General features: G+C 64.1%; 25 protein-coding genes. 8 read left to right on the top strand and 17 right to left on the bottom strand.

Annotation, left to right across the window (positions count from 1 at the left end; translation table 11 throughout):
- Nucleotides 1-5: 5 nt before the first annotated feature.
- Genes RBA40_RS09755 through RBA40_RS09740 form a run of 4 tightly spaced genes read right to left on the bottom strand, consistent with a single transcriptional unit; the run spans nt 6 to nt 4,302 of the window.
- A complete protein-coding gene (locus RBA40_RS09755; protein WP_229413487.1) occupies nt 6-809 on the bottom strand; it encodes an MlaE family ABC transporter permease in 804 nt (267 codons plus the stop codon).
- Nucleotides 810-815: 6 nt separating this feature from the next.
- Nucleotides 816-3,056 (bottom strand): RelA/SpoT family protein, encoded by a 2,241-nt coding sequence (locus RBA40_RS09750; RefSeq protein ID WP_306647722.1) that lies wholly within the window; start codon nt 3,054-3,056, stop codon nt 816-818.
- A gap of 5 nt (nt 3,057-3,061) precedes the next feature.
- Nucleotides 3,062-3,412: a RidA family protein gene (locus RBA40_RS09745; protein ID WP_099877995.1), complete on the bottom strand. Its 351-nt coding sequence runs from the start codon at nt 3,410-3,412 to the stop codon at nt 3,062-3,064.
- An 8-nt stretch (nt 3,413-3,420) separates the two neighbouring features.
- Nucleotides 3,421-4,302, bottom strand: a complete 882-nt coding sequence (locus RBA40_RS09740; protein ID WP_306647721.1) for an alpha/beta fold hydrolase — start codon at nt 4,300-4,302, stop codon at nt 3,421-3,423.
- A 111-nt stretch (nt 4,303-4,413) separates the two neighbouring features.
- On the opposite strand from RBA40_RS09740, the gene RBA40_RS09735 reads away from it, so the two are divergent.
- Complete coding sequence (locus RBA40_RS09735) at nt 4,414-5,208, top strand: 3-hydroxybutyrate dehydrogenase (protein WP_306647720.1); 795 nt, start codon at nt 4,414-4,416, stop codon at nt 5,206-5,208.
- Nucleotides 5,209-5,242: 34 nt separating this feature from the next.
- Here the strand turns inward: RBA40_RS09735 and RBA40_RS09730 are convergent, their stop codons facing one another.
- The 4 genes from RBA40_RS09730 to RBA40_RS09715 form a co-directional block, all read right to left on the bottom strand.
- Complete coding sequence (locus tag RBA40_RS09730) at nt 5,243-5,740, bottom strand: hypothetical protein (protein ID WP_306647719.1); 498 nt, start codon at nt 5,738-5,740, stop codon at nt 5,243-5,245.
- A 73-nt stretch (nt 5,741-5,813) separates the two neighbouring features.
- Complete coding sequence (locus RBA40_RS09725; RefSeq protein ID WP_306647718.1) at nt 5,814-7,013, bottom strand: hypothetical protein; 1,200 nt, start codon at nt 7,011-7,013, stop codon at nt 5,814-5,816.
- An 89-nt stretch (nt 7,014-7,102) separates the two neighbouring features.
- Nucleotides 7,103-7,426, bottom strand: coding sequence for a low molecular weight protein tyrosine phosphatase family protein (locus tag RBA40_RS09720; protein ID WP_099877982.1), 324 nt, complete (start codon nt 7,424-7,426; stop codon nt 7,103-7,105).
- Entirely contained in the window at nt 7,356-8,168 is an 813-nt protein-coding gene (locus tag RBA40_RS09715; RefSeq protein ID WP_306647717.1) for a tetratricopeptide repeat protein, read from the bottom strand. The genes RBA40_RS09720 and RBA40_RS09715 overlap by 71 nt, the downstream gene beginning before the upstream one ends.
- Before the next feature lie 186 nt (nt 8,169-8,354).
- Here RBA40_RS09715 and RBA40_RS09710 point away from each other — a divergent pair, with 186 nt between their 5' ends.
- Nucleotides 8,355-9,656: a dicarboxylate/amino acid:cation symporter gene (locus RBA40_RS09710; RefSeq protein WP_306647716.1), complete on the top strand. Its 1,302-nt coding sequence runs from the start codon at nt 8,355-8,357 to the stop codon at nt 9,654-9,656.
- A 57-nt stretch (nt 9,657-9,713) separates the two neighbouring features.
- On the opposite strand, the gene RBA40_RS09705 is transcribed toward RBA40_RS09710, so the two are convergent.
- A complete protein-coding gene (locus tag RBA40_RS09705; protein ID WP_306647715.1) occupies nt 9,714-10,430 on the bottom strand; it encodes an SIMPL domain-containing protein in 717 nt (238 codons plus the stop codon).
- 187 nt (nt 10,431-10,617) lie between these two features.
- Between RBA40_RS09705 and RBA40_RS09700 the strand changes: the two genes are divergently transcribed.
- Nucleotides 10,618-11,013: an energy transducer TonB gene (locus tag RBA40_RS09700; protein ID WP_306647714.1), complete on the top strand. Its 396-nt coding sequence runs from the start codon at nt 10,618-10,620 to the stop codon at nt 11,011-11,013.
- 55 nt (nt 11,014-11,068) lie between these two features.
- Here the strand turns inward: RBA40_RS09700 and RBA40_RS09695 are convergent, their stop codons facing one another.
- The gene (locus RBA40_RS09695) at nt 11,069-11,377 is read right to left on the bottom strand and encodes a hypothetical protein (RefSeq protein ID WP_306647713.1); all 309 of its coding nucleotides are present in this window, start codon (nt 11,375-11,377) and stop codon (nt 11,069-11,071) included.
- 317 nt (nt 11,378-11,694) lie between these two features.
- On the opposite strand from RBA40_RS09695, the gene RBA40_RS09690 reads away from it, so the two are divergent.
- Together RBA40_RS09690 and RBA40_RS09685 are read left to right on the top strand one after the other, a co-directional pair.
- Nucleotides 11,695-12,078, top strand: a complete 384-nt coding sequence (locus RBA40_RS09690) for a BlaI/MecI/CopY family transcriptional regulator (protein ID WP_306620787.1) — start codon at nt 11,695-11,697, stop codon at nt 12,076-12,078.
- Nucleotides 12,075-13,349, top strand: coding sequence for a M56 family metallopeptidase (locus RBA40_RS09685; protein ID WP_306647712.1), 1,275 nt, complete (start codon nt 12,075-12,077; stop codon nt 13,347-13,349). Before RBA40_RS09690 ends, RBA40_RS09685 begins: the two co-directional genes overlap by 4 nt.
- A 78-nt stretch (nt 13,350-13,427) precedes the next feature.
- On the opposite strand, the gene RBA40_RS09680 is transcribed toward RBA40_RS09685, so the two are convergent.
- Both RBA40_RS09680 and RBA40_RS09675 read right to left on the bottom strand, forming a co-directional pair.
- Nucleotides 13,428-14,078, bottom strand: coding sequence for a 3-oxoacid CoA-transferase subunit B (locus RBA40_RS09680; protein ID WP_306647711.1), 651 nt, complete (start codon nt 14,076-14,078; stop codon nt 13,428-13,430).
- A 17-nt stretch (nt 14,079-14,095) separates the two neighbouring features.
- Complete coding sequence (locus tag RBA40_RS09675) at nt 14,096-14,794, bottom strand: CoA transferase subunit A (RefSeq protein ID WP_306620755.1); 699 nt, start codon at nt 14,792-14,794, stop codon at nt 14,096-14,098.
- 145 nt (nt 14,795-14,939) lie between these two features.
- Here RBA40_RS09675 and RBA40_RS09670 point away from each other — a divergent pair, with 145 nt between their 5' ends.
- From RBA40_RS09670 to RBA40_RS09660, 3 genes are all read left to right on the top strand, one after another.
- Nucleotides 14,940-15,500: a PAS and helix-turn-helix domain-containing protein gene (locus RBA40_RS09670; RefSeq protein WP_099877955.1), complete on the top strand. Its 561-nt coding sequence runs from the start codon at nt 14,940-14,942 to the stop codon at nt 15,498-15,500.
- A 322-nt stretch (nt 15,501-15,822) separates the two neighbouring features.
- Entirely contained in the window at nt 15,823-16,257 is a 435-nt protein-coding gene (locus RBA40_RS09665) for an Sbal_3080 family lipoprotein (protein ID WP_099877953.1), read from the top strand.
- 96 nt (nt 16,258-16,353) lie between these two features.
- Nucleotides 16,354-16,788: an Sbal_3080 family lipoprotein gene (locus RBA40_RS09660; protein ID WP_306647710.1), complete on the top strand. Its 435-nt coding sequence runs from the start codon at nt 16,354-16,356 to the stop codon at nt 16,786-16,788.
- 45 nt (nt 16,789-16,833) lie between these two features.
- Here RBA40_RS09660 and RBA40_RS09655 read toward each other — a convergent pair whose 3' ends face one another.
- The 5 genes from RBA40_RS09655 to RBA40_RS09635 are packed head-to-tail and all read right to left on the bottom strand — an operon-like array spanning nt 16,834 to nt 20,917.
- Nucleotides 16,834-17,286, bottom strand: a complete 453-nt coding sequence (locus RBA40_RS09655) for an excinuclease ATPase subunit (protein ID WP_099877950.1) — start codon at nt 17,284-17,286, stop codon at nt 16,834-16,836.
- Between the two features lie 18 nt (nt 17,287-17,304).
- Nucleotides 17,305-18,534, bottom strand: coding sequence for a beta-ketoacyl-ACP synthase (locus RBA40_RS09650; protein WP_306647709.1), 1,230 nt, complete (start codon nt 18,532-18,534; stop codon nt 17,305-17,307).
- A complete protein-coding gene (locus RBA40_RS09645) occupies nt 18,531-19,274 on the bottom strand; it encodes a 3-ketoacyl-ACP reductase FabG2 (RefSeq protein ID WP_306647708.1) in 744 nt (247 codons plus the stop codon). The genes RBA40_RS09650 and RBA40_RS09645 overlap by 4 nt, the downstream gene beginning before the upstream one ends.
- The gene (locus RBA40_RS09640; RefSeq protein WP_099877941.1) at nt 19,275-19,739 is read right to left on the bottom strand and encodes a hotdog family protein; all 465 of its coding nucleotides are present in this window, start codon (nt 19,737-19,739) and stop codon (nt 19,275-19,277) included.
- Nucleotides 19,736-20,917 (bottom strand): beta-ketoacyl-ACP synthase, encoded by a 1,182-nt coding sequence (locus RBA40_RS09635; protein WP_306647828.1) that lies wholly within the window; start codon nt 20,915-20,917, stop codon nt 19,736-19,738. Before RBA40_RS09635 ends, RBA40_RS09640 begins: the two co-directional genes overlap by 4 nt.
- Between the last annotated feature and the right edge of the window lie 2 nt (nt 20,918-20,919).

Raw genomic sequence — 20,919 nt, 5'->3', positions numbered from 1 at the left:
TCCATTTAAATGTATTTGACGGCCAGCGAGCCGGCTTCGATCAGCAGCAGCACGAATAGCAGGCGCACCGCGCCCGGCTGCACCGTCGACGACGAGGTGCGCCCGTAGCGGTGCGATTCCAGGATGGCCGCGGTCGGTATGACCGCCACCGACAGCCCGAAGAACACGGTTTTGAGCACGAAGCCGATGGTCACCGCCGGATTGAAAATGCGGCCCACGGTGCGCGTGTAATCGCCCACGCCCCACGGCGACAGGCCGTACACGCTCATATACGCCAGTACCAGCACGATCACGCTGCTGACCATGGCCAGGCTCAGCACCGCAAAGGCGTTGGCGATCACCTGCGGCACCAGGTCCCGGCGCAGGCGGTTCTGGGCCTGGCGCGAACGGTCCGGCGTGGCGGCGGCGGCCAGCGCCAGCGCGTCGCCGGCGTTGAAGGCCAGTCCCGCGCGCAGCGCCACGAACATGGCGGCGGTAAGGGGAATGAGTTCGAGCACCAGCACCCGCACCACCATTTCGAGCGCGTAGCGCGACAAGCCATAGCTTTGCGACGTGACCACCACGACCCGGATCAGCACCAGGCTGACCAGCGCGGCGAGCACCGTGAACCACGGCAGCACCTGCCAGGTGCTGGTGTAGATATAGCGCGAGGTGGTCAGGCGGTTATCGCGGTTGTAGGTCGAGGGCGAAAACGCCATCACCAGCGCGATTGCCCCCAGGTACACCATGTACCACCAGCTGAACACGAAACGAAAGGCGTGCCGGCCCCAGTCGCGCGGCTTGGAGTAGAGGAACGACTTGGGCAGCATCGCCACTTACTGCCGCCGCGCTTCTTGCACGCCGCCTACCTCCATGATCGCCCCCAGCGCCTTTTGCAGCTGCGCGGTCGAGCCGATTTCGGCGGTGAACGTCATGCGCGCCTGGCCCTTGGCGCTCTGGGTATTGACGCCGATGACGTTGATTTTCTCGCGCGAGAATACCTCGGAGATATCGCGCAACAGGCCCTGGCGGTCGCCGGCGAGGATGAACAGGTCGACCGGATAGACCGTGTCCTGCCCGGCCCGGCCCCAGTCGGTATGAATCACGCGCTCGGGCGCCTTGGTACGCATTTCGGCGAAGTTCTTGCAGGTGGCGCGGTGAATCGACACGCCCTTGCCGCGCGTGACAAAACCGACGATGCCGTCCGGCGGCGCCGGTTTGCAGCACTTGGCCAGCGCCGTCATCAAGCCTTCGGTGCCGACCACCAGCACGCCCGACTTGGCGCCCTGCTCCACGCTCGACGCGCGGCTTTTGTTGAGCACCACCGCGTCTTCCGGCACCACCACTTCGCCGTTATCGTGCAGCGCCTGTTCCACATGGCGCAGGCTGAATTCTTCCTTGCCGACCGAGATGAACAGGTCGTCGACCTTGGCAAAGCCCAGCTTATGCGCCAGCTGTTCCAGGTTGACGGCAGTCTTGCCCTCGCGCTGGAGCGATTTTTCGACCATGGCGCGCCCGTGCGCCAGCGTCTCCTCTAGATCGATGGCGTGGAACCACGCGCGCACCTTGGCGCGCGTGCGCGTGCTGACCGTGTAGTCGGCACTGAGCCAGTCGCGCGACGGGCCGGCGGTGCCGGGTGCGCCCTTGGCGGTAATGATCTCGCAGGTCTGGCCGTTCTTGAGCGCTGTATTGAGCGGCACCATGATGCCGTCCACGCGCGCGCCGCGGCAGCGGTGTCCGACTTCACTGTGCAGGTGATACGCAAAGTCGATGGGCGTGGCGCCGACCGGCAGTTCGAGCACGCGCGCCTGCGGCGTGAGCACGAAAATGCGGTCGTCCAGCGTGGTCGACCTGAGCTTTTCCACCCACTCGCGCTGGATTTCTTCCTGCCCGACGACGGCGTCGGCCACGTCGGCCTTCCAGGCCAGCAGCTGGCGCAGCCAGGCAATCTTTTCGTCGTAGGCCTGGCCCCTGAAGTTGGACCCGCCCTCCTCCTTGTAGCGCCAGTGCGCGGCGATGCCGTACTCGGCGAAGTTGTGCATTTCCTGGGTACGGATCTGCACTTCGAGCGGACGGCCATCGTCGGCCGTCACCACCGTGTGCAGCGACTGGTAGCCGTTTGCCTTGGGGCGCGAGATGTAGTCGTCAAACTCCTTCGGAATCGGGGTCCAGATATTGTGCACCACGCCCAGCACCGTGTAGCAGGTCTTGTCGTCGGCGACGATCACGCGGAAGGCGCGCACGTCATAGAGCTCGGTGAAATCGAGTTCCTTGCCGCGCATCTTGCTCCAGATGCTGTAGATATGCTTGGGCCGGCCGAACACTTCGGCCGTGATGCCGGCCGCCGCCAATTCGTTTTGCAGGCGCAGGATGGCCGACTGCACGAAACCTTCGCGCATCATGCGTTTTTCTTCGAGCATCTTGGCGATGCGCTTGTAGGTATCGGGCTCGATGAAGCGGAACGACAGGTCTTCCAGCTCCCACTTGAGCTGCCAGATGCCGAGCCGGTTGGCCAGCGGCGCATACAGGTCGAGCGTTTCGCGCCCGTAGGCGCTAGTCAGTTCGTCGAAGCGCTTGATGTCGGCAAAATAGCGCAGAGTCGTCACGCACGAAGCCAGGCGCACCAGCACCACGCGCATGTCGGTGGCCATGGCCAGCAGCATCTTGCGCAAGGTTTCGACCTGCGCCACGGCTTGCTGGGCCGCGTTCTTGCCGCGCCCGACCGTCTTGTGGCCGACCGTCATGTCGCGCAGCCGGATCAGCTGGCGCACCCCGGTCACGAGGTCGGTGGCTTCGCGTCCGACCCGCGCTTCCAGGCCCGCCACGGCCTGCGGATCGAGCACCGTCAGCTCGAACATCAATCCGGCGATGCGGGTTTCGGCATCGCTTCGTAAATACGCCAGGGTGCTGGCCACGCCGACGGCGAAATCGAAGGCATTCTGGCCCGAACTGCACGCCATGTCCTTGTAGGCGTCGCTCGCATACGCAAGCGCCGATTCCACGCGCGCGCAGTCGTCAGGACTGAGCCCCTGTACCAGTTCGGCCGTTGTGCTGCCGAGTGCTGCGATCGAGACCATGCGGCTTAGCGCAGGGCTGCGGTAACGACGATTTCAACCAGGCATGCGGGGTTGGCCAGCTTCGATTCGACGGTGGCGCGCGGCGGCGTGTGGCCGGCGGCGACCCATTCGTCCCACACCGTGTTCATGCCCTCGAAATCGGCCATGTCGGCGATGAAGATCTGGGCCATCAGGATGCAGCTCTTGTCGCTGCCCGCTTCAGCGAGCAGGCGGTCGACGTGGCCCAGCACCTCGCGGGTCTGGCCGACGATATCGGCGAGCGTGTCGTCGGCAATCTGGCCGGCCAGGTAGACCGTGCCGTTGTGGATGGCCACTTCGGACAGGCGTTTTCCTACGTGAAGTCGTGTAATTTCCATAATATCTTTCAAGTACCAATCAAAAATTGTCGTGCAATGGCGATCTGGTCGTCGTGGATGAAGGTCGGGGCGTGGCCCACGTTCGCAATTTCGACCAGGCTGGCGCATGGGCCGCGCCCGGCCATGATGGCGGCCGTCTCGCGCGAGAGCAGGTCCGAGTGTTCGCCGCGCACCAGCAGGGTCGGGCAGCGGATGGCATCGTAGGCGGCCCACAGCATGGCTTCGTCGGCCTGCGCGCTTGCCGGCGTGGACGAGCGAAACGGCAGCGCCAGGCCCATGTCGTAGTGCCGCACCCACTGGCCGTCGGGCTCCTGGCGCAGCACGTCGCTGGCCAGCTTGTGCCATTCGTCTTCGGAGTGCTCGCCGAACGACTGCGACACCTCCCGCACGAAACGCGCGGCCGCGTCGAACGTCGGGAAGCGCAGGTCCTGGCCGATGTAGTCGCCGATGCGCAGCAGCGCCGCCGGGTCGAGCGTCGGGCCGATGTCGTTGAGGACGAGTTTGCGTACCGGGGTATCCGGCAGCGAGGCGAGCGCGATGCCGATCAGGCCACCCATGGAGGTGCCGAACCAGTCGACGCCGTCGCTGCCGCCTTGCGCCGTGACGCGCGCGATCAGGGTCACCATGTCGCTCACGTACTGCGGCACGCGGTAGAACTGCGGGTTGCGCAGGCGTCCCGAGCGGCCGCGCCCCACCACGTCGGGCGCCACCACGCGGTAGTGGCCGGCCAGCGCGCGCGCCAGATTGTCGAAATCGTCGCCCACGCGCGTGACGCCATGGGCGCAAATAAGCACGTGCGGATTGGCCTCGTCGCCCCACTCCTTGTAGGACATCTGGTGCAAGCCGGCGGGCGAGATGCACTGGACGGATTTGATTCTTGCTTCGATCATGCCGGCTCCTCGTTGGGCGTCATCCGTCGCCACTTTCAAATATGTGCTTCAATCTTCACTGCGTTTAGAATTCTACATCATCAACCCCAAACTCTTTCTCTAGAGGACACAATGAAATCAAGTATGTTGAGCGGCAAAACCGCTCTGGTCACCGGCTCGACCTCGGGTATCGGCCTGGGAATGGCGCGTTCGCTGGCCCAGGAAGGCGCCAACATCGTGTTCAACGGCTTCGGCGACGCCCAGCACATCGAAAAACTGCACACCGACCTGGCGCGCGAATTCGGCGTACAGACGGCTTACCATAACGCCGACATGTCGAAACCGGCCGAGATCGAGGCGATGATGCAGTTCGCAACCGACAAATTCGGCGGCGTCGATGTGCTGGTCAATAACGCCGGCATCCAGCATGTGGCCAATATCGAGGATTTTCCGGCCGAGAAATGGGATGCCATCATCGCCATCAACCTCACCTCCGCCTTCCACACCTCGCGCCTGGCGCTGCCGGGCATGAAGCAAAAGAACTGGGGCCGCATCATCAACCTGGCGTCGGTGCACGGGCTGGTGGGGTCGGCGCAGAAATCGGCCTACGTGGCGGCCAAGCACGGGCTGGTCGGCTTCACCAAGGTCACGGCGCTGGAAACGGCCGGCACCGGCGTTACCTGCAACGCCATCTGCCCGGGCTGGGTCCTCACGCCCTTGGTGCAAAAACAGGTGGACGACCGCGCGGCGAAAGATGGCATCAGCATGGAACAGGCCAAGAAGGCCCTGCTGAGCGAAAAGCAGCCGTCCGGCGAATTCGTCACGCCGGAAGAACTGGGGGCACTGGCTGTGTTCCTGTGCAGCTCCGCCGGCAACCAGGTGCGCGGCGTGGCCTGGAACATGGATGGCGGCTGGGCCGCGCAGTAAGGCGCGCAGTCCGATGCCGGCATCGGCGCCCTGCTTACTTGACCTCGATGGTGCGTGCGCGCGCGCCGGTGTTTTTGGCGACCGGGCCGCAGGCGTCCGATGCATAGTGCAGAGCGACGGCGTAGGTTTCGTCGGAAAAGCGGCTGATCAGCAAACTTTGCGAGGAATCGACCGAGGCGCCCTTGGCGCGGTCGGTGAAGCACACTTCCAGGTCTTCGATGCCATCGTTGTTGATATCGGCGCGGCGCACCACGCGCAGCTGGTAGAACCAGCGTTCGCCATCGAAGGCGACCACGTCGTCGCCGCTGCGGGTGGGCACCATGCCGAAATCGGTAAAGGTGCGCAATTCCGGCGTGCGGCGCGAGCCCAGCGAACTGCGTACCGAGGCCAGATCGAAGTTATCGGCGAGGAAGCGGCCCAGCTCAAGCTGGGGAAAGAACGATGCCACCGGCTTGGACGACGGTTTGGGCGCTGCGTGCAGCAGAGCTGGTGCGATCGCGAAAGCCAGCAGTAAATGACGGATTGTTCTCATGGCGGGTTCCCGAGGTGACCGACGCAAGGTCGAAAGCATGACTATACCGCTTGCGGCGTGGTCACATGAACAATTAAGACGCCGGCATCCGTCCCATCTCGGCGATATTGCCCATCGTGCGCTCAAGGTCGCTGGTCATCGCGTCCCAACGCTCCCGATCGGCGCTGCCGGGTACCGTCAAGCCCTTGGCGGTCAGGACCAGCTTGCGCGGGCGCGCTGCGGCGAAAGCGAGCATGCGGTCCATGATGCCGAACTGCTCGCGCTGGAATGCACCGACCAATCCCAGCATCGATATCCTCAGGCCCATCGCGTGCTGCAAGTTGGCGATGACTTTATCGTGAGACGGCATCCCGTTTGTCTTTAGCTGCGCGCGTGCCTGCGCTACCAGCGCCTGCGCGGCGACCACGTACACCTCTGCACCGGACGACATCCGCACCAGATTGCGGCGGCTGCGCGACGGGCCATCGGCGCTGACCAGGTTGGCGGGACTGAGCAGCTCCTCGCTGCCGAGCCGCCGGAAGTCGTCATCGAGCCGCCACGCCAGGGCCGTGCTGTCCAGGGCCATCGCGCTGGCGATCGTGGCGATGTGATCGACAGCCGGATGGCCGGTCTTTGCCGGCGCGGCGGGCAGCACGAGGCGGCTGGTGGGACGGCCCAGGTCGACGGTAAGCCGTGCCAGCTGCGACGCGGTCGTCCCGAGCAGCTTCACCAGTTCAAAGTCGGCCCAGCTCAGGAGCGCAGCCTCGACACCGGGCCTGGCCGCTCCCTCGCGCGCGGCGAACAGGCGCGCTTCGGGCGTCGCGTTGAACGCGTCCACCGCTGCATTCTTCACGCCGGCAAGGGCTTGCTGCGCCACCGGAGTGGCGTAGGCTTTGGCCAGCGCGCGCGCTTCCTCGATGCTGATGTGCGGGCGCATCGGGAACAGGATCGCGCACAAGGCCTCGGGGGTGGCGCGCTGTACGAAATAGTGGGCATTGGCGCGCTCGGCGGAAGTCGCTCCCGCAGCACTGTCGATGATGGCCGGCAGCCGCTGTTCGTAGTGCAGCGCCGTCAGCAAATCCCAGAGCGCGGCGCTGTGCGGTTCGGGGACAGCGCGGGGGCGCTCGGCGGCGTCCATTGCGGCATCGGCGGCAGCAGCGGCAGCCGCAGCGGCGGCAGCAGCGGCAGCCGCAGCGGCGGCAACGGCGGCATTAGGGTCGGGCGGCGCGGCGTGACCGACGCCAGGCAGCAGGATCAGCGCGCAGGCGGCGCCGCGCAAAAGCAAATTTTTCATTGGTGGGGCGGTCGGACGGACGACGCAAGCGTTGCGTCCGTCCTGAGGATGGTCAAGTTTCCGTACTGCAATTATACGCGTCGCGCCGCTTAACGCAGGAACTTCCCGGCCTTCGCTTCCAGAATGCTGACCAGTTCCGGCTGCATGTAGGCGTAATTGTCGGGAATATCGAGGCAGATGACTTTTTTGCCGTTCAGATGGGCGCGAAAGCGCTCGCCAAGGCGCCGCCGGTGCGCCTTTTCCATGACGAACACGATGGTGGCCCAGGCAATCTGCTCTGGCGACAGCGGCACCGAGGCGTCGCCACCCAGGCCGGCCGAGTCGGTCTCGACCCCGGGCCAGCTAGCGAAGACCTGCTCCGCCGTCGGGCTGCGCAGCCGGTTTTGGCTGCAGATGAATAGGGCTCTTTGCATTGTTTTCCTTGTACGTGGAGCGCGACATCGGCTTGCTTGTGCCCGACACCTTCGCCAGCACGGCCGCACGCACGACGTCGTACGACGGCTGGCCGATATAAAAGCCGAGCGTCTCGTGATAGCCCGCGCCATACTGGTCGAGAGGATACATCCTCTTCCCCTTCGGTACGTCGCCCAACTCCTGGGCGATCGTATTGGTCGTGTCATAGCTGCCCAGGCTGATGCGGTAGCCGGGCTTGTCGCCATCCGCGGCCACCTCGAAGGCATACACTACCCGATGGGTGCCGGCGGGCCGGTAATGCTCGAACGCGGAAATATTCCTGCCTTCATGGCGCAACTGCTCGCGCCGGTACGACTCTTCCCTGCTCAGTTCGGGGTTGGCCCCGCTCGTCCACAGGTCCACCAGCGCCGCGCGCTGCTTGTCGCGCTCCTCCAGCCGGCCCAGCGCCTGGTAGGTCTGCACCAGTTTCACCATGCCGCGCCAGTCGCTGCTGACTCGCGCAAATGCCAGGCGCGCGTCGAGCGACTTCTCGTACTCGCCCACTTCGAATGCAGCCAGGCCGATGCCCCACAACACCTCAGGCGTGGGCGCGGTTTCCCTGGCCTTTTCGAGCAGCACCAGTGCCTCGCGGTACTTGCCCGCATCGATCAGGGCGAACGGCCCATCCACCCCGCCCGGCGGCGCCGAGGCCAGCGCCAGGTTGGCCCACATCAGGCAGGCTGCTAACGATGCGCGTATCAACAGAATCGCCTTCTTCATAGGGAAACAAGCATGCTAACAAAGATGCAACCTTTCAATCAATTATTATCCTGCCGCCACGCCGATCACAGCCGCGCGGGAAAGTTGCGCACTGCGGATATCCACAATAGATGAGGTGCCCGATTTGGATAAAGATACATTCATTCCAATACGAACGGAGACACCGTCATGAAAAAACCTTTCTACAAGATCCTGTATGTGCAGGTTCTGTTCGCCATCGTGTGCGGCGTGCTGCTCGGCGTGTTCTACCCAAAACTCGGGGTCGACATGAAACCGCTGGGCGACGGCTTCATCAAACTGATCAAGATGATCATCGCCCCCGTCATTTTCTGTACCGTGGTCGCCGGTATCGCCGGCATGCAGGACATGAAAAAGATCGGCCGCGTCGGCGGCAAGGCGCTGCTGTACTTTGAAGTGGTGTCGACCTTCGCGCTGGCCATCGGCCTGGTGGTCGCCAACGTGGTGCGTCCGGGCGACGGCTTCAATGCCGATCCCGCCACGCTCGACACCAAGGCGATTGCCGAATACACCTCCAAGGCCAAATCGCAGAGCACCATCGACTTCGTGATGAACATCATTCCGAACACCGTGGTCGATGCCTTCGCCAAGGGCGACATCCTGCAAGTGCTGCTGTTCGCCATCCTGTTCGGCTTCGCGCTGTCGATGCTGGGCGAGCGTGGCCGTCCGATCACCAAGCTGATCGACGACATGTCGCATGTGATCTTCGGCGTGGTCGGCATCGTGATGAAAGTCGCACCGATCGGCGCCTTCGGCGCGATGGCCTTCACCATCGGTAAATTCGGCCTGGCCTCGCTGCTGCCGCTGGCCAAGCTGATGGGTTCCTTCTACCTGACCTGCGCCGTGTTCGTGTTCGTCGTGCTTGGCCTGATCGCCCGCATGACCGGTTTTTCGATCTTCCGCTTCATCTCGTACATCAAGGAAGAACTGCTGATCGTGCTCGGCACCAGCTCCTCGGAAAGCGCCCTGCCCGCCCTGATGCGCAAGCTCGAAAAACTCGGCTGCTCGAAATCGGTCGTGGGCCTGGTGGTGCCGACCGGTTACTCGTTCAACCTGGACGGCACCAATATCTACATGACGATGGCGGCCCTGTTCGTGGCGCAGGCCACCAATACCGACCTGACCTTCAGCCAGCAGTTGACGATCCTGGGCGTGGCGATGCTGACCTCCAAGGGCGCTTCGGGCCTCACCGGCGCCGGCTTCATTACCCTGGCAGCCACCCTGGCCGTGGTGCCGTCGGTACCGGTGGCCGGCATGGCCCTCATTCTGGGCATCGACCGCTTCATGAGCGAGTGCCGCGCACTGACCAACTTCGTCGGCAACGGCGTCGCGACGGTGGTGGTATCGCACTGGGAAAAAGAACTCGATCACGACCGCCTCAAGAGCGAACTGGCGCATCCGACCCACATCGACGATGACCGCGAAATGTACCCGGTCCGCAAAGCCGCCTGACCGTCACTGACTTCACCCCCCTTCCCGCGGCGGCTACAGCCCCTGCGGGAATTTTGCTTATTTCAGGCGATAGATCACATCGACCGGCTGCGCAAACCTGAGCGCCATCACGGTCAGCACATCGGCCCTGTCCATGCCGGTCTGCGGCGAGGAGCGGTAATTCGTCTCGTTCGGCGCCAGCCCCATCGCCCGCGTCAGGTTCTTCAAGTCTCCCGTACTGACCGCACTCGCGGGCCCCAGCTTGCGTCCCAGCCCCAGCGCAATCCCCTCCGCCTTGCGGCGCGCGATCCTGATCGCATCGGTCGCCAGTTCCATCTCGATTTTTTCGCGCTCGGTGGTATCGAACACCGTCATGAAGCCGTCCAGGTTCGGCATGTTCAGCAGCGACGCCGCAGCAACGCGCCATTTGGTCAGGTCGCGCACGTTGATGCGCACCCCGGCGCGGATATCGTACTGCACCGGTCCCGGCGCCGCATTCGGGTCCGGCTTGCGCAAGTCCTTGCGCACATCGCGCACCTCCACATCCTCCAGCGGCACGCCCGCCTGCGCCATCGCCGCGCGGATTTCGGTGGCGCGCGTCCGCACCACACCCACCGCCACGGCAGGGTCGGCGTCGAAGGCGCTGATCTCGAAGTCGATCTGCCCCAGGTCGGGCATCGCAGTCGTGGCACCCGTGCCGCTGACATGGATGAATGGATAGTCGGGCAAGCCGGCAGCCTGCGCGGACATGGGCAGCAAGGTCAGTGCGCCAAGGGCGGCAATCGTTTTGAGCATGGTTTCTCCGGATGTTAATCTGATGATGAGAACGCGAGAATAGAGAATGTAGACAGTATTGTCTATAACAATTATTCAATTGAAAGAGGATTGAAAAAAGTTATAGACAACTCTGTCTAGACAGATTAATCTATAAATCAGGCACCCCACCCAAACCAAGGCGCACGACGCCAACCAAGGAGATTGCATGACCCCTTCCCCAACTTCGACCCCGGGCATTCCGGCCCGCCTGACACGCAGCCTGGCCCTGTTTGCCCTCGCGGCCGGCTGCGTGGCCGGCGGGGCGCACGCCGCGCCGGCCAAAGGCGAGAAAGCCCACGCCGTCGCCGACCTGACTTCCTGCGCCAAACCGGCCTACCCGGCCGAGGCGCGCGCCGCCAAACATGCCGGCACGGTGAAACTGGCTTACCTGATCGGCGCCAGCGGTGATGTTGTCGACAGCAAGGTGAAAAAATCGAGTGGCCACGTCGCGCTCGACGACGCCGCCCGCAATGCCATCAAACTGTGCAAGTTCAGCGCGGCCAGCGCCAAGGGCAAGCCGGTTGAAAGCTGGGCCGACATCGATTATGTGTGGAAGCTGTAATCGCAGCCGCCAGGCTCCCCGCGCGGCGGGGAGCATTCACCAGCTTGATAACGCCTTAACGCAGCGCGATCAGGACCCATCCCACACCGATCGCGGCCAGCGGCACGCCGTTCATCAGCAGACCTGCCCAGCCAAGCCAGGTGCGGGGGTCGGCATGACCGAGCGAGATCAGCGCAAATATCAGGCCGATCAGGCATCCCACGCCCAGCACGATCACGCCCTGCCCCACGCAGCGCATGCCGAAATCGCCGCAGCCGCCGGTCCATCCCGCAAAAGTACCTCGCGTGACGAGGATCGCCAGCCCATAGGTCAGGCCGGCGATGGCGATGCTCGCGAGCGCAAGGTGCGCGGCGCCGGGCTTCATGCGCCAACCCGCGGGTGCGTCAGGGTCCGATTCCACTGCCTTTGTGCCTTGCTCAATGCCTGCTCCTTCGTGTCTTGTTGCAGGCATGGTACTTCCCATGCCCACCGCTGGCAAAGCAAATCAGGACGCGCGCCTCGCACCCGTGTAGCGCCGCCGGCGCCCGTTTATCAGCACGCGCCAAGATAGACAATGATGTCTATTTCGATCCCGCATGCACAATTGGGCGCCCCCGATTCCATGAAGCTCCGGGATAATTTGTTAGACATGAAAGTCTAGATACGCTAACCTAGCAACTACCCTTACCCGAATGGCGCACCATGTCCAAACTCCCTGCCCCGCCCAAGCCGACAGCGGCCGAACTCGATCTGCTGCAAACCCTGTGGCCACTCGGCGCGGCGACCGCCAAGCAGGTGCACCAGGCGATCCTGAAGGAGCGCCCCGACGTGACCTATGCGACGGTGCTGCGCCTGATGCAGATCATGCACACCAAGGGTTTGCTGATCCGCGACGAAAGCGAACGCTCGCACGTCTATGCGCCCGCGCAAGCCCAGGATTCGCTGCAAACGAACCTGCTCAAGGACCTGATCCAGAAAGCGTTTTCCGGTTCGGCCAAGGCGCTGGTCATGGCAGCCCTGCGCAGCGGCATCAGCAAAAAAGAGCGCGAAGAGATCGAAAACATGCTCAAGGAAGAAGACAAATGACGGCGTCCCTCATCGACAGCATCGGCTGGACCCTGCTCCACTTCACCTGGCAAGGCTTGCTGATCGGCTGCACCAGCGCCGCCGTGCTGGCCCTGATGCGCAACACCCGGCCCGAATACCGCTACAACGTGGCCTGCGCGGCGCTGCTGGCCTGCGTGCTGTGGCCCGCCGCCGAACTGACGCTGCGCCTGCAGGACGGCGGCGCCAGCGCGGCGCACCTGCGCTTTGCCGACCAGATCATGGCCGGCGCGCGCGCCGATGACGCCAGCCTGGCCGGCTGGCTGCAGGAACGGTTGCTGTGGATCGTCGGCTTCTGGTCGGTGTGCGCGGCACTACTGTCGCTGCGCATGGCGGCCGGACTGGCATGGATACGCCACGCCAGCCAGGCACCGCTGGCCGACGCCGAATGGCAGGCGCGCGCCGGGCGCATGGCAAGCGCCTTCGGCATCACACGTGCCGTGCGCGTGCGCGTGGTCGACGACTTGGACAGCCCGCTGACGATCGGCTGGCTGCGTCCCGTGGTGCTGGTGCCGGCCTCGCTGATGACCGGCATGCCGTCCGACCTGCTCGAAGCGCTGCTGGCGCACGAAATGGCGCACGTGCGGCGCTTCGACTACCTGGTCAACCTGGGCCAGAATGTGGTGGAGATCCTGCTGTTCTATCACCCCGCGGTATGGTGGATTTCGGGCCGCATCCGCACCGAACGCGAACAGATCGCCGACGATCTGGCGGCGCGCCATCTGGGCGAACCGCGCCGGCTGGCGCGGGCCTTGTCGGAACTGGAGCGCTTGCAGTTTTCCTCGCACCACCTGGCAATCGCGGCCGCCGGCGGCGACCTGGTGACGCGCGTGCGGCGCCTGGTTCAACCCGACCGCCAGGCGCTCAACTGGAAGGCATCCTTGCCCGTGCTGGGACTGGTTGCCGCCTGCGTCAGCCTGTATGCGCACGCCGGCGACGAGCGGGCAGCCGTCACGCCCGCGCTGGCCAAGGTTGCGCCGGTCGCCGATTTTTCCAGCTGCGCCAAGCCGGTCTGGCCGGCCGCTTCCTTCAAGGCCGGGCATACCGGCACTGTCACGCTGGCGTTCAAGGTCGGCGAGGACGGGCGCGCCACCAGCTCGCGCATCGACAAGTCGAGCGGAGATGCGCTGCTCGACGAAGCGGCGCGCGCCGGCATCATGAAATGCCGGTTCAAGCCCGGCACGGAGAACGGCAAGCCGGTGGCGGCCTGGATGAACATGAAGTATGTGTGGATGCTCAAGGACGACGACTGAACCGCCGTGATCGGGCGCTTCGGCAGCGGCCCGTCCACCACATCGATCACGTGCTGCGCCCCACGCGGGCGCGGTATGCTAGAGCCCGCTGACGTCCAGTTCGGCGCCGGTGGCGGCCGCCACCTGCTCCTTGGTCACGCCAGGGGCCAGCTCAACGAGCTTCAGGCCGGCCGGGGTGACATCGATCACGCCCAGGTCGGTAATGATCAGGTCGACCACGCCCACGCCCGTCAGCGGCAGATCGCACTTGGGCAAGATCTTGTGCGAGGTCGAGCCATCCTTGGCCGTGGCGACGTGTTCCATCACCACCACCACGCGCTTGACGCCGGCCACCAGGTCCATCGCGCCGCCCATGCCCTTGACCATTTTGCCTGGAATCATCCAGTTGGCCAGGTCGCCCCGGGCCGACACTTGCATCGCGCCCAGAATTGCCAGGTTAATCTTGCCACCACGGATCATGCCGAAAGAATCGGCCGAGCTGAAGTAGGCTGCGCCCGGCAGCGCCGTCACGGTCTGCTTGCCAGCGTTGATCAGGTCGGCGTCGACTTCCTCCTCGGTCGGAAACGGACCGATGCCGAGCAAGCCGTTTTCCGACTGCAGGAATACTTCCATGTTGGCCGGAACGTAGTTCGCCACCAGGGTCGGCAAACCGATGCCCAGGTTCACGTAAAAACCATCCTGCAATTCTTTTGCCGCGCGTGCGGCCATTTCATCACGAGTCCATGCCATCTTCTTCTCCTGTGGTCTTAGTTGGTGCGCACGGTGCGCTGTTCGATGCGCTTTTCCGGCGTGGCGTTGACGACGATGCGGTGCACGAAAATGCTCGGCGTGTGCACCTGGTCGGGATCGATCTCGCCCACTTCCACCAGTTTCTCGACTTCGACGATGGTGATCTTGCCGGCCATCGCCACGTTCGGGTTGAAGTTGCGCGCGGTCTTGCGGTACACCAGGTTGCCGGCGCGGTCGGCCATGTAGGCTTTGACCAGCGACACGTCCGCTACCAGACTGCGCTCCATCACGTATTGTTCTCCGTCAAACTCGCGCACTTCCTTGCCCTCGGCCACGATGGTGCCCACGCCAGTCTTGGTGAAGAAGGCGGGGATGCCCGAGCCGCCGGCACGCAGCTTCTCGGCCAGCGTGCCCTGCGGCGTGAATTCGAGTTCGAGTTCGCCGGCCAGGTACTGGCGCGCGAACTCCTTGTTTTCGCCCACGTAGGACGAAATCATTTTCTTGATCTGGCGCGTGGTGAGCAACTGGCCGAGGCCGAAGTCGTCCACGCCGGCATTGTTGGAGATCACCGTCAGGTTGGTGACAGCCGACTTGCGCAAGGCCAGGATCAGCGCTTCCGGTATGCCGCACAGGCCGAAACCGCCGACTGCGATGGTCTGGCCATCGCTCACGATGCCGGCCAGCGCCGATGCCGCGTCAGGATAAACTTTGTTCATTCCCTGTCCCTTTTTATAGTTAAGCTAAATTCGTCCATACTGCACTGCACAGTGGATTCTCAGCATAAAATACGCGGGCCAAAAGCACAATACCGTAGAACTACCGGTTGTTTCCCAACGCTTCCGAATCACTGCACAGCATCCAATGACCGCATCATACGCCATCGATTACGAAACGATTTTTCGCCACGCGCCGGTCGGCATGTGCATTTCGGTCGACCGCGTGATCCAGGCCTGCAACGATGCGCTCAGTTCGATGTTCGGCTACGGCCACGGCGAACTCGATGGCAAGTCCTTCCAGGTGCTGTATCCGACCATGGATGAATTCCTGCGTACGGGCGACCGCATCATTCCGGTGATGAACGCGCGCGGCGTCTATTCCGACGAGCGCATCATGCGCCGCGCCGGGGGCGAACTGTTCTGGTGCCACGTGAGCGGACGCGCCCTCGATGCGCGCGAGCCGCTCGGCGCGGGCGTGTGGACGTTCGAGGATGTCAGCGAAAAACGGCCGGTCACGGCCGAACTGACTCCGCGCGAGCGCGAGATCGCAGCCCTGCTGGTCGAAGGCAAGACCAGCAAGGTGATCGCACGCGAAACCGACCTCAGTCCGCGCACGGTGGAAATGCATAGAGCCAAACTGATGCGCAAATTTTCGGCGTCGACCTCGTCCGAGCTGGTGCACAAGCTGGTCGGGGTCAGCCGCTGATCTTTTCGGTCTTCATGGGGGGCCGCAGGACGCCCCCGGGCAGCACGCCACGAACACGCCGGCTATGCAAGCAAATCCGCACGGCGGCATCGGGCATGACAGCGCCGCGTGTCCGGTGAGCGTTTGGTGCCGACCGGAAGGGGTGCTGCACGCCGTCGATCAAGCAACGCCAGTTTGTGGGCGATATCGCTCGATGCGTCGCGCACCTCGGCCATCTGCTTGATCGAAAATACGCCTGGAAAACAACCAATGCAATTAATGTTTTTGCCCGACAATGAAATGGTATAGTTCAGACTCTCTAAAATTTCCGTGAAGAAATCATATGATCTCCAGACTGGCCTGCATCTCCGTCGCCCTGTTCGCTCTTTCCGGCTGCGCGATTCACCAAAACGTCAAGCCGGTCGAGCGTTTCGACAGCAAAGTGGTGTGCATCGTCGACAATCCCGCCGTCAGGGCGACCTTCTTCGACGCCTACGAGCGCGCGTTGACCAACAAGGGATATGAAGTGAAGAAGCTGGCTTCGGGGACGTCCCTGGTGGAGTGCCCGGTCACCTCGACCTATACCGCGACCTGGCGCTGGGACCTGGCCATGTACATGGCGTATGCCGACATCGTGGTCTACAAGAACGCCAAGCCGGCCGGCAAGGCGACCTACGATGCCTCCAGGGGCGGTGGCAACATGGGCAAATTCATCGGCGCCGAGAAGAAAATCACGGAGCTGGTCGACCAGCTGTTCCCGCGCCTGGCCGGATCGTAAGTAACTGCGCGGCGCGCTGGCCGCGAGGGGCGAGGAAAGCGCTTACGTGGCGTGATGGTACGGTTCAATCATTGGAAAACTTACAATAGAAACAATATGATCGCCAGACTCGCTTGTATTTCCCTTGCCCTGTTCGCCCTCTCCGGCTGCGGGACCCATCAGACCGTCAAGCCGGTGGAACGTCTCGGCAGCAAAACGGTGTGCATCATCGATAACAAGAAAGCCGCCCAGCCCATCCGCGAAATCTTCGAGCGGGTCCTGGTCGGCAAAGGATATGAAGTGAGGGTGCTGGCCGAAGGCGCGTCGCTGGGCGAATGCCCGCTCACCGCGACCTATGCAGGCACTTGGCGCTACCTGCAATCTTTCCACCTGTCGCTGGCCGATATCATCGTGTACAAAAATAGCAGGCAGGTCGGCAGCGCCACCTACAAGGTGGACAGCGATTCCAGCGTTCTGTCCCAGATGGCCAGCGGCAACAAAAAAATCGCCGAGCTGACCGAACAGCTGTTCCCGGACAGGGCCGGGTTGTGACGGACAGCGCGGCCTGTACTCCAGGCCGCGCTCAGGACTGCGGAATTACTTCTTGCCATCGGCCAGGCGCACGAAGTCGCCTTTCAGGGCGACGCCGCCGACGATATTACCGACGTGGCACTCAAAGTCGGTCTCGCTCGAATACGTAACGTTCTTGTAGTTGCTGGTGATATTGATGACCGCATTCGCGCCGACTTCCTGGGCGCGCTTCTGCAATGCCAGCATGGCCGACAGGAAGGCCCAATGGCACACTGCCGTGTCGGTCTTGCTGAAGGCGTTGGTCTTCTGGCTGGTCTGGTCGGAGCCGCGCTTTTCCAGTACCTTCGGCGTCTTCTGTGCACCATAATAGAATGCGATCGAGTCGCCCAGGCGTTCCTTGGCGCCGTTGTCTGCCAGTGCACCGGCGAACGGCAACACCAATTTCTTGTCGGCCGCGTGGGCCGGAACTGCGCTACCGATAACTGCCAGAACTGCCATCGTCGAGAGGATTTTTTTCATTCGTGTATATCTCCAGGTTTAGCCATACTTCTTAAAAATCAGCGACGTGTTAATGCCGCCGAACGCAAAATTGTTGGTCATGATGTAGTCGGTGTCGATACGCCGGCCCTCGGTGTGGATGTAGTCGAGCGGCGCGCAGCGCGCATCGACCTGTTCCAGGTTGACGGTCGGCGCAAACCAGCCTTCGCGCATCATCTCGATGCTGATCCACGCTTCCAGCGCGCCGCACGCGCCCAGGGTGTGGCCCATATAGCTTTTCAGTGAACTGATCGGCACACGCGGCCCGAACATCGCGGCCGTGGCCTGCGTTTCGGCAATGTCGCCCTGTTCCGTGGCGGTGCCGTGCGCATTCACATAGCCGATCGCTGCGGGCGCCAGCCCGGCGTCGGCCAGGGCCAGTTCCATCGCAATCTTCATCGTCGCCGCATTCGGCTGCGTGACGTGGCAGCCGTCGCTGTTGGTGCCGAAGCCCACCAGCTCGGCGTGGATGGTGGCGCCGCGCGCCAGCGCATGCTCGAGCTCTTCGAGGATCAGGCAACCGGCGCCCTCGCCGATCACCAGGCCGTCGCGCGCGCTGTCGAACGGACGTGGCGTGATGGCCGGCGTGTCGTTGCGCGTGCTGGTGGCAAACAGGGTGTCGAACACCGCCGCTTCGGTCGCGCACAGCTCCTCGGCGCCGCCGGCGACCATGGCGGTCTGCTGGCCGTTGCGGATCGCTTCGTACGCATAGCCGATGCCCTGGCTGCCCGAGGTGCAGGCCGACGACGTCGTGATCACGCGCCCGGTCAGGCCGAAGAACACGCCGATGTTGACCGGTGCGGTATGCGCCATCATCTTGATGTAGGTGGTGGCGTTGATGCCGCGCGTGCTGCGCTCTTCCATCATGCGGCCAAAGTCGCCGATCGCGCTCGGCGTGCCGGCGGACGAACCGAAGGACACGCCCATGCGCCCGCTTTTGAGCAGCGGATGCTCCAGCAGGCCGGCATGGGCCAGCGCCATTTCGCTGGCGCGCGTGGCCATCAACGCCACCCGTCCCATGCTGCGGATGGCCTTGCGGTGAAAGCGCTCGCCCAGCTCGAAGGGCGCGGCCGGCGCGCCCAGTTTGGTGTTCAGGCCTTCATAGTCGGCCCAGTCCTGCATCGGCACGATGGCGTTGCGGTACTCGCCCAGGCGCGTGCGAATCGCGGCCCAGTCGTTGCCCAGGGGGCTGATGCCGGCCATGCCGGTGACGACGACGCGGTGCTTCATACCATGCCTCCGTTGACAGAAATAACCTGGCGCGTGATGTACGAAGCATCGGCGCCGATCAGGAAGCTGACCGCGGCGGCCACTTCCTCGGGTTTGCCGATCCGCTTGGCCGGAATCATCTTGAGCGCTTCTTCCATCGGCACGTCGCTGATCATGTCGGTTTCGATCAGACCCGGCGCGACGCAATTGACGGTAATGGCGCGCTTGGCCAGCTCGATCGCCAGCGCCTTGGTGGCGCCGATGATGCCGGCCTTGGCGGCGCTGTAATTGACCTGCCCGCGGTTGCCCGCCAGGCCCGAGACCGAGGCCATGGTGACGATGCGTCCGGCCTTGCGGCGCTGGACCATCGGCATCACGAGGGGATTGAGCACGTTATAAAAACCATCGAGATTGGTCTTGAGGACGATATCCCAGTCCTCGCCGCTCATGGCCGGAAACGCATTGTCGCGCGCCACGCCGGCGTTGCACACCACGCCGTAATAGCAGCCATGCTGCTCGATGTCGGCCAGCAGGGCCGCGGCCGCGGCATCGCGCTCGCCGATGTCGAACTGCAGCACGCGCGCGCGGCGGCCCATCGCCTCGATGTCGCGCGCGACCGCGTCGGCCTCGGCACGCTGGCTACGGCAATGAACGACGATATCGTAGCCATCGCGCGCCAGGCGCAGCGCAACCGCCTTGCCGATGCCGCGCGACGAACCCGTCACCAATACTGTCTCGTTGATACTGCTCTGGCTACTCATTTAAAAACTCCGCTGCAAAAATTCGTTAACGTTATCGGGCTGGAAGACCGTGATGGTGGCATTGGCCAGATTGGCCCCGCTGGCGCCATCGTCGATGCGGCAGTCGAACGCGCCCAGGCCGTTCTCGCCCTGCAGCACGTGCTGCACGTGCACATGCAGCACGCTGCCCAGCGCGAACAGGGGCACGCTGGTCTGGTAGCGTCGCGCGCCGAGCAGAAAGCCCACGCGCACCGCGTCGCCGCGCAGGCGCGCCAAGAATCCGGCGTGGGCGGCGATTGCCTGCGCCATGTATTCGATGCCGACCCAGGAACCGACGCCGGCGCCATCGAAAAACACGCTGCGCTGGCCGATCGTCACTTCCGCGCACAAGGTGCTGGTGCCGGCCGTGAGCACACGGTCGAGAAACACCATCTCGCCTTCGTGCGGGACCAGCGCGCGGATATCGGGGTAGCTGTCACTGTTCATCGGGTCCGTCCCAACACCAGGGTGGCGTTCGAGCCGCCGAACGCAAACGAGTTACTCAACGCCCAGTCGAGCGGACGCCCGAGGCGCGCACCCGGCGCGGCCACGTTCAGCGCCGGCAGCGCCGGATCGGGCATGCCATCCCACAGGTGCGGGGGCAGCAGCCCTTCCGGATTATCATCCTGCATGGCCAGCCAGATCAAGGCCGCCTCCAGCGCCGCCGCCGCGCCCAGCGCATGGCCGGTAAAGCCCTTGGTCGAGCTGACCGGCACCGCTGGCCCGAACAGGTCATGCACCACGCGCGACTCCATCGCATCGTTCTGGATGGTTGCCGTGCCGTGCAGGTTGATATAGTCTATCTGCGCCGCGTCGATACCGGCGCGCGCGAGCGCTTCGGTGATCGCCAGGCGCGCGCCGCTGCCGGCCGGATCGGGCGCCGACATGTGGTGCCCGTCGGACGCCTCGCCCCAGCCGCACAGGGCGACGGCAGCCGGCTCGCGCGTCATCAGGAACAGCGCCGCGCCCTCGCCGATGTTGATGCCCTCGCGATTGGCGCTCAATGGATTGCAGCGCGCCGAGCTGACCGATTCGAGTGCCGAAAAACCCGCAACCGTAAACCCGCACAGGGTGTCCACGCCGCCGGTAACGACGGCGTCGCACAGGCCCATGCGAATCAGGCGCGCGGCGCTGGCCAGGGCCTTGGCGCCGGATGCGCAGGCGCTCGAATGGGCATAGGCCGGGCCGGTGACGTTCAATTCATGGGCCAGCATGGCGGCGGGCGAACCCATCTCCTGCTGCGCGTAATGGAATTCGGCCGGCAGCGCCGCGCCCGTGAAGTGGGCGTGCAGGGCCGCTTCGGTTTCGGCGATGCCCGAGGTACTGGTGCCGATCACGATGCCGATCCGGTTGGACCCGTAGCGCAGCACGGCCGCATCGACCGCGGCGCGAATCTGCGCCAGCGCGGCCAGGGCCAGCTGGTTGTTGCGGCTGCGCTGGCCGAGCGGGAGGGCGGCGCTGTCGGGCAGCGCGGTGAGCACGCGCCCGAGGGGCAGCACGCGGCCCGGCGACCAGGCGTCGGTCGGCGCGATGCCGCTCTCGCCGGCGAACAGGGCGCGTTTGACTTGTTCGTGCGAGTCGCCCAGCGCGCAGACGATCCCGCATTCGTTTAGATACAGCTTCATCA

Source organism: Massilia pseudoviolaceinigra, from assembly GCF_030846505.1.
Taxonomy (GTDB): Bacteria; Pseudomonadota; Gammaproteobacteria; order Burkholderiales; family Burkholderiaceae_D; genus Telluria_A; species Telluria_A violaceinigra.
This window is presented reverse-complemented; position numbering and strand designations above follow the sequence as displayed.

Coding starts and splice junctions, on each gene's coding strand:
- RBA40_RS09755 (WP_229413487.1), bottom strand. CDS start 809: ATGCTGCCCAAGTCGTTCCTCTACTCCAAGCCGCGCGACTGGGGCCGG.
- RBA40_RS09750 (WP_306647722.1), bottom strand. CDS start 3,056: ATGGTCTCGATCGCAGCACTCGGCAGCACAACGGCCGAACTGGTACAG.
- RBA40_RS09745 (WP_099877995.1), bottom strand. CDS start 3,412: ATGGAAATTACACGACTTCACGTAGGAAAACGCCTGTCCGAAGTGGCC.
- RBA40_RS09740 (WP_306647721.1), bottom strand. CDS start 4,302: ATGATCGAAGCAAGAATCAAATCCGTCCAGTGCATCTCGCCCGCCGGC.
- RBA40_RS09735 (WP_306647720.1), top strand. CDS start 4,414: ATGAAATCAAGTATGTTGAGCGGCAAAACCGCTCTGGTCACCGGCTCG.
- RBA40_RS09730 (WP_306647719.1), bottom strand. CDS start 5,740: ATGAGAACAATCCGTCATTTACTGCTGGCTTTCGCGATCGCACCAGCT.
- RBA40_RS09725 (WP_306647718.1), bottom strand. CDS start 7,013: ATGAAAAATTTGCTTTTGCGCGGCGCCGCCTGCGCGCTGATCCTGCTG.
- RBA40_RS09720 (WP_099877982.1), bottom strand. CDS start 7,426: ATGCAAAGAGCCCTATTCATCTGCAGCCAAAACCGGCTGCGCAGCCCG.
- RBA40_RS09710 (WP_306647716.1), top strand. CDS start 8,355: ATGAAAAAACCTTTCTACAAGATCCTGTATGTGCAGGTTCTGTTCGCC.
- RBA40_RS09705 (WP_306647715.1), bottom strand. CDS start 10,430: ATGCTCAAAACGATTGCCGCCCTTGGCGCACTGACCTTGCTGCCCATG.
- RBA40_RS09700 (WP_306647714.1), top strand. CDS start 10,618: ATGACCCCTTCCCCAACTTCGACCCCGGGCATTCCGGCCCGCCTGACA.
- RBA40_RS09695 (WP_306647713.1), bottom strand. CDS start 11,377: ATGAAGCCCGGCGCCGCGCACCTTGCGCTCGCGAGCATCGCCATCGCC.
- RBA40_RS09690 (WP_306620787.1), top strand. CDS start 11,695: ATGTCCAAACTCCCTGCCCCGCCCAAGCCGACAGCGGCCGAACTCGAT.
- RBA40_RS09685 (WP_306647712.1), top strand. CDS start 12,075: ATGACGGCGTCCCTCATCGACAGCATCGGCTGGACCCTGCTCCACTTC.
- RBA40_RS09680 (WP_306647711.1), bottom strand. CDS start 14,078: ATGGCATGGACTCGTGATGAAATGGCCGCACGCGCGGCAAAAGAATTG.
- RBA40_RS09675 (WP_306620755.1), bottom strand. CDS start 14,794: ATGAACAAAGTTTATCCTGACGCGGCATCGGCGCTGGCCGGCATCGTG.
- RBA40_RS09670 (WP_099877955.1), top strand. CDS start 14,940: ATGACCGCATCATACGCCATCGATTACGAAACGATTTTTCGCCACGCG.
- RBA40_RS09665 (WP_099877953.1), top strand. CDS start 15,823: ATGATCTCCAGACTGGCCTGCATCTCCGTCGCCCTGTTCGCTCTTTCC.
- RBA40_RS09660 (WP_306647710.1), top strand. CDS start 16,354: ATGATCGCCAGACTCGCTTGTATTTCCCTTGCCCTGTTCGCCCTCTCC.
- RBA40_RS09655 (WP_099877950.1), bottom strand. CDS start 17,286: ATGAAAAAAATCCTCTCGACGATGGCAGTTCTGGCAGTTATCGGTAGC.
- RBA40_RS09650 (WP_306647709.1), bottom strand. CDS start 18,534: ATGAAGCACCGCGTCGTCGTCACCGGCATGGCCGGCATCAGCCCCCTG.
- RBA40_RS09645 (WP_306647708.1), bottom strand. CDS start 19,274: ATGAGTAGCCAGAGCAGTATCAACGAGACAGTATTGGTGACGGGTTCG.
- RBA40_RS09640 (WP_099877941.1), bottom strand. CDS start 19,739: ATGAACAGTGACAGCTACCCCGATATCCGCGCGCTGGTCCCGCACGAA.
- RBA40_RS09635 (WP_306647828.1), bottom strand. CDS start 20,917: ATGAAGCTGTATCTAAACGAATGCGGGATCGTCTGCGCGCTGGGCGAC.